This window comes from Porticoccus sp. W117 (genome assembly GCF_030341905.1).
Classification (GTDB): Bacteria; Pseudomonadota; Gammaproteobacteria; order Pseudomonadales; family Porticoccaceae; genus SCSIO-12696.
Window position 1 is genome coordinate 1 of the sequence record NZ_JATAAF010000042.1, and the last position, 7,439, is coordinate 7,439.

Sequence of the window (7,439 nt, forward strand, 5' to 3'; positions counted from 1 at the left end):
TTCACCGTCACCACCCCGGCGACACCGGGAACCCCCAATGCGCCTTCCGGTGATCCGGATGGCGCCTACAGCGTCAGCTGGAACAGCACCACCGGTGCCACCAGCTACCAACTGCAACGGCAAACCAACGGCGGCAGCTGGAGCACCATCCACAACGCCAGTGGCACCAGCAAAGCCGAATCCGGCCTGGGCACCGCCACCTATGGGTATCGAGTGCGCGCCTGTAGTGCCGTGGGTTGTTCCGGTTACAGCACCGTGGATGCCACCAACGTGGCCATTGCCCCTGGGGTATCGCCCTCCATCAGCATCTCGCCACAACACACCACCAACAGCACCCACACGGTGAGCTGGGGCGCCTCCACCGGCACCGTGGCCATGTACCGTCTGGAACAACAAAAGGACGGCGGCGGTTGGCTGGAGATATACACCGGCGGTGCCACCAGCCGTGTGGTTAACAACCTGATGACCGGCAGTTATCACTACCGGGTCAGGGCGTGCAATACCCAGGGCAGCTACACCGCCTGCTCCAGCTATCGCACTACCACCAGTGCGGGCTCGGTGGCCACCCCTGGGGTGCCCAGTGGCCTGACTTCGCCAAGCACAGATGGCAATGGCAGTTTTACCGTCAGCTGGAACGCCTCCACCGGTGCCAACACCTACAACCTGCAACAGCGTTTGGGCAGTGGTGCCTGGAGCACCATCCACTCCGGCAGTGCCACCAGCACAGCGGTATCCGGCCTGGGCAACGGCAGTTACCAGTATCAAGTGCAGGCCTGTAATGTCAGTGGCTGCAGCGTGTACAGCAGTGCCGTGACCACCGACGTGGCCATTGCACCGGGTGTGCCGTCCAGCATCAGCGCCAGCCCGGCCACCAGCACCAATGGCAGTCATACGGTCAGCTGGGGCACCGCCAGTGGCACCCTTACCAAATACGACATGGATCGCCGCATCAATGGCGGCAGCTGGATCCACGAACAAGACACCACCAGTCGCACCAAAGCCTATACCAGCCAGGGCAACGGCAGTTACGAATACCGGGTCAGAGCCTGTCACACCGTGGGCAGCAACACCCAATGTTCCGGCTGGCGCACCGCAGCGGCAGTAACCGTCTTACTGCCTCCGGGCACTCCGGGCAGCGCCAGTGTGCCCAGCACCGATGCCGATGGCAGTTACACCGTCAGCTGGACGGCGGGCAGTGGCACCACGGTGGATTACTTGCTGCAAGAACAAATCAACGGCGGCAGCTGGGCAAATGTCACCACCACCGCCAGCACCAGCCACGCCATCACCGGCAAAGGCGACGGCAACTACAGCTATCGGGTCAGAGCCAATAACAGCAGTGGCAGCAGTGGCTGGAGTGCCACCGACACCGTGGCCGTGACTCACATCCCCGGCACCCCCGGTGCCATCAGTGGCCCCACGCAAAGCTACGGTTCTCCCATCACCCTGACCTGGGGCAGTGCATTGGGAGCGGTGAGTAATTACAGCCTGGAACAACGCAAAGACAGCGGTAGCTGGAGCGTGATCGATGCCGGTTCCGACCGTACCCACACCACCGGTAACCTGACCGAAGGCAGCTATGACTATCGGGTGAGGGCGGTGAACAGCTCCGGGGCAGGGGGCTATACCGCGCTGCACAGCGCCACGGTCATTATCCACACACCACCGCCAGCGGCGCCCTCCGCCCATGTAGAACCCACCCCAATCGCGAGCTCTGCCGCCGTTGTTGAAACCGACAGCATCGGCACCATAGCGGGCAGCTTCCGGGTGGACGAATCCGGCAGTGCCACCTACAACATTCCCATTGCCACGGCGGCGGGTACCGCGGGTGTGGCGCCGCAGCTCTCACTCAACTACTCCAGCCAGGGCGGTAATGGCCTGGCGGGTCTGGGCTGGAACATTGGTGGTTTGAGCGGCATCAGCCGCAGTCGTCAAACCTTGCAACAAGACGGCGACCCCATGCCCATCACCTGGGGGCCGGATGATCGCTTCGCTCTGGATGGCCAACGCCTGATCCTGGTGTCTGGCACCTACGGTGCTCCCAACTCCGAGTACCGCACCGAGATTGACAGCTTTGCCACCATCACCGCCATAGGTGGTACCACTGGCCATCCGGATTATTGGGAGGTCAAACGCAAAGACGGCTCCACCTCCTTCTACGGGGATGTGCCTGCGGGGGCTTACACCGACGCCAAACAAAACAACAGCGCCGGCCAAACTCTGACCTGGGCACTGAAAAAGTTCCAGGACAGCGTGGGCAACCCCATCTGGTTCGAATACCACAACGACAGCGATGGCCACCGCATCAGCCAGGTTAAATACGCCTTTGGCAGTGCCAGTGGCCCCAGTGGCTACAACGCCCGAGTGGTCTTTAGCTATGGCCCAAGAAATGACGTCACCAGTGGCTATGTGGCGGGCTATGAATTTACCACCGGTCAACGGCTGACCAGTGTCACCAGCTACAACACCAGCGGCGGTGAAACCGCGCTGCGAACCTACAACCTGGAATACCTGGATCAAGGCAACAGCGGTCAAACTCAACCGACCACGGATGATCTGAGTCGCCTCACCAGCATTGAAGAATGCGTGGGCAACAACTGTTTGCCCGCCACCACCTTTGATTGGTCATTGCCCATCATGGGCATTGCGAGTAATGCCACCAGCACCACCAACATCAGCCCCACCCAAAGTGGCGATGACTACATTGGCGACTACCGCCCGGCGGACATCAATGGCGATGGCCGCATGGATCTGGTGTGGCTGGAAGCGAGCACCAACAACAACGGCAACATTGACCGCCATGCCCTGTACTACGCCTTGGCAAACACCACCGGTGGTCTGGGTTCGCGGATCAAGGCCTACGAAGACTTTCAATTTGCCGGTTCCGCCGGTGGCCCGGACGCGTACAAAATCGAAGTAATCGACTACAACGCCGACGGCCGTATGGACGTGTTGTTGTGGGACAACAACGACCACCAGCCGGGGTATAACAGCGAATGGCGCGTGCACCTGTCCACTCCACAAGGCAGTGGTGGCTGGTTGCTGGCGACAACAGGAATATCCACTGGATTGCCCGCCAACAACGAATTGACGTTTTTGGATGTGAACAGCGATGGGCTGGTGGATGCGGTGCATGACGACACCGTGCACCTGATGGGGCACGATACCAGCCAACAGCCCACCTCCAATCGCTACTACCGCTTTGGTTCGGCGGTCACCATTGATTACCCCCGCGACGCATCGGGCCAGGCTTACTGGTACCAGCCCCGCGATCACTGGGATCCCCATGAAATCCAGGGCTCGCCAACAGACTTTGATGGCGACGGTCGCGTGGACTTTATCGGTAGAGTGTACGGCCACAACTGGTGCACCGAGACGGACATTAACGATGAAGAGATCGATGTTGAATGCGACGAAATCAGCTACCGCCACATCTGGCTGAACAGAGGGTACAACAGCGCCACCAACACAATTGAAACCGAAGCCTTCACAGCGACCACGGTGTCCTCGACAAATGCCAGGGACTACTACGACTTTAACGGCGATGGTGCCATCGATATTTTAACTGGCACTCGGGGTGTGCGGCTCGGCATGGGCGATGGCGGGCAATTTGTCACTATCGACAACCTGGTGGTGCCTTATCCAGCGGAGAACGCCAGCGAAACTGACTTTAACCAGCGCACCGCGAATAATAACGCCCAGCAAATCCAGGTGGTGGACTACAACCGCGACGGCTATCAGGACATTGTCTGGTTCGACTACGAAGCCAACTACCTGAAAGTTCGTTACTGGAATGGCAATGGCTTTGATGCGGCGCAAAATATCAAATACATCAGCGGCAGCAACGACGACCAGAAAAAACAACGCTTCCAGTTTATGGATGTGAACGCCGACGGCATCACCGATGTGGTGCAATTTGACCTGGAATACGGCGCCTCCAACACCTCGAACATCTACCTGTCGACCCAACAAAACGTCTCCGCCAACCGTATCACCAAAGTCACCAACGGCCTGGGTGCGGAAACCGACATCAGCTACGGCACCCTGGCCACCAGTGGTCACTACCAGCGGATCAATGTGGGCACCACTACCCACACCTACGATGGCCCGTGCTTTGTGTACGACCCCTACAACGGCAGCCTGCCGAGCACACCGGGCAGTTGCGGTTACACCTACACCACCGCCAATACCGGCGACTTCTACTCCGTGCTCAACGGTGAATGGGACGTCAACAGCGGCGCTCATACCCTGGGCAAAGACGTTAACGACGACGGTGTTCGCGACCCGGTGCTGGAACTCAATGGCCCCATGTACGTGGTCACCAACGTAGCCAGCTCAGCTCCGGCAGCGGGGGCCAATCCCGGTGCTGTGGACAACACCGCCACCAGCTCCATCAGCTACTACTACGGCGAAGCCAAAGTGCAGGCCATGGGTCGCGGCTTTTTGGGCTTCCAGCGCCTGCGCACCGTGGATGACCAGACCGGTGTCATTACTACCACCAGCTACCGGCAAGACTTCCCGTTTATCGGTTCGCCCTTAAAAACCGAAGTGCACGGCCCGGCGGTGGGCGGCTTGCCCGGCCCCTTGCTGAGCGAATCGGAAAACATCTGGAAACTGAAACACTGGAACGGCAGCAGCCACGTGGAGTGGAACGGCACCTCCATGCCCTCCACTAAACTCTACGCCCCGTACCTGGCCCAGAGTATCGAAAAAACCTACGACCTGCTCAACAACGGCGCGGATCAGGGTACCCACCTGCAAACGGTGACCACCGACAATGTCTACGACGGTTACGGCAATCCCACCACCATTACCGTCACCACGGACGACGAGACCGGCAGCGACCAGTTCGTCAAAACCACCACCAACACCTACGGCACCAGCACCTGGGAACGGGAGATGGGCCGTCTGAGTCGCACCAGTGTGGTGAGCACCCGTTCAGGCACGGTCTCCGATACCGACACCCGCACCAGTGCCTTTACCTACATCACCAGTGGCAGCTTGCAAGGCCTGTTGAGCACCGAAGTGATTGAGCCGGACAACAGCACCTACCGACTCACCACCACCTACCTGTACGACCCCTTTGGCAACAAACTCAGGGCCACCACCAGTGGTGCCGGCGTCACCAGCCGCTACAGCCGCAGCGAATACGACTCACTGGGCCGTTACGTGGAACGCAGCTACAACAGCCTGGAACAACAAACCAGCCAAGTGATTGCCCGCAACAGCTACGGCCAGGTAACCCAAGCCAGAGACCTCAATGGCCTGGACGTCTACAGCGCCTACAGCCCCATGGGCCGCAAATACTTTGAGCGCAGCGACACCGGCGGCTTTAGCAAAACCTACCTGACCGACAATGGCCTGGGGGCCAGTGGCGACCTGTGCCCCAGCGGCACCGTCTACAAAGCCACCAGTGAGAGTGCCGGGGGCGGACAGAGCCAACAGTGCTTCGACCAACTGGGCCGGGCCACAAGGAGCCTGACGCAAAGCTTTAACGGTCGCTGGATCGCCAGTGACGTGGAGTTCGACACCCTGGGTAGAACCAAACGCCAGAGCGAACCCTACTTCCTCACCAACAACGCCGGCGCCATTACCGGCAGTGCGGCCTACTGGACCACCATCGACTACGACATCCTCGGTCGTCCCACCACCACCACCTTGCCGGACAACAGCACCGGCACCGTGCAATACAACGGCTACAGCACCGTTACCATCAACGACCTGGGCCGCCGCAAAGTCGAAACCAAAAACGCCCTCGGGGAAGTGGTCAGCGTCACCGACAACGAACTGGGCAGTGCCGTTGAGACGTCCAGCGTCACCTACGCCTACGACGCCCAGGGCAACATGACGACCATGACCGACTCGGCCAACAACGTCAGCACCATCCAGTACGACTTGCTGGGTCGCAAAACCAGCATGGACGACCCGGACAAAGGCGACTGGACCTACCACTACAACGTCTACGGCGAACTCACCAGCCAAACCGACGCCAATGGCCAGACCAGCACACTCACCTACGACGTGCTGGGCCGGCTGGTCCACCGCGTGGATCGCCGTGCCAACAACAGCGTCGAAAGCGATACCCTCTGGACCTACAACAACGGCACCAGCGGACTGGGCCTGGGTCTGCTCAACAACGTCCAACAAGACAACGACGACAACGGCACCAACGACTACGTCAAAACCGTCACCTACGACAGCTTCGGTCGAGTTACCCACACCGCCACCGCCCTGGGTGCCGGGGGAAGCGATGGCAGCTACATCGAACAAGTGACCTACGACCAGTTTGGCCGCACCTTCCAGACCTTTGACGCGGCCACCAACCCCACCGGTGCCACCGGCTATCAAGGCACCCAAAGCCACTACAACCCATACGGCTACATGGACTGGGTCGGGGATGCCATCAACGACAGCAGCGGCCAGCCCCTCACCACCTACCGCACCATCACCGCCATGGACGCACGGGGCAACGTCACCCACGAAACCCGCGGCGACAACGTCAACATCACCCGTGTCTACGACCCACAAACCGGTCGCATCGACACCATCGATGCCAGCCACCACATCACCGGCGCCGAAGTACAAGACCTGGAATACCAATGGGACACCATCGGTAACCTGCAATGGCGGGATGAAAAATCCGGCAACAAAAACTTGCGGGAAAACTTCCTGTACGACGGCCTCAACCGCCTGACCAGCTACCAGGTGGTGGGCCAGGCCGCGAAAACCGTGCAATACGACGCCCTGGGCAACATCACCTACAAATCCGACGTGGGCACCTACACCTACGGCACTGGCAACAATAACGGGGCAGGGGACGCCGGTGTTCATGCGGTGACCCACATTACCGCGCCGCACGGGGCCAGCTACACCTACGACGACAACGGCAACAACCTCACCGGTGACGGCCGCACCATCGTCTACAGCACCTTCGACAAACCCACCAGCATCAGCAAAGGCAACCACACCACCGCCTTTGAATACGGGCCGGACCGAGCCAGGTACAAGCGGACTGATACCAGTACCCAAGGCACCAAAACCACCCTGTACGTGGGCAACACCGAATGGATCACCCAAACCAACGGCGATAAAGAAATCAAACGCCATCTGGGCGGTGCGTTAATCACCATCAAACTCAACAGCAACGACCAACTGCAAAGCACAGACACGAACTACCAGTACCACGACCACCTGGGCAGCATCGACGTTATCACTGACGACACCGGTGCCATCGTCCAGGAACTGAGCTTTGACGCCTGGGGCGAGAGACGAGACGCCACCGACTGGACAGCGCTGTCACAAAGTGAACTCACCACCTTCGACAGCAGCATCACCACAAGGGGCTTTACGGGCCACGAGATGCTGGATGAAGTGGGTGTGATCCATATGAATGGGCGGATTTACGATGCGAAGATTGCCAGGTTCTTGCAGGCGGATCC

The 7,439-nt window shown here is 59.8% G+C and carries 1 protein-coding gene; it reads left to right on the forward strand.

All coding sequences use genetic code 11. The features are described 5' to 3' along the window. On the forward strand, positions 1–7,439 hold a 7,439-nt coding region (locus QSV34_RS15020), incomplete at both ends, for a SpvB/TcaC N-terminal domain-containing protein (protein ID WP_289156049.1).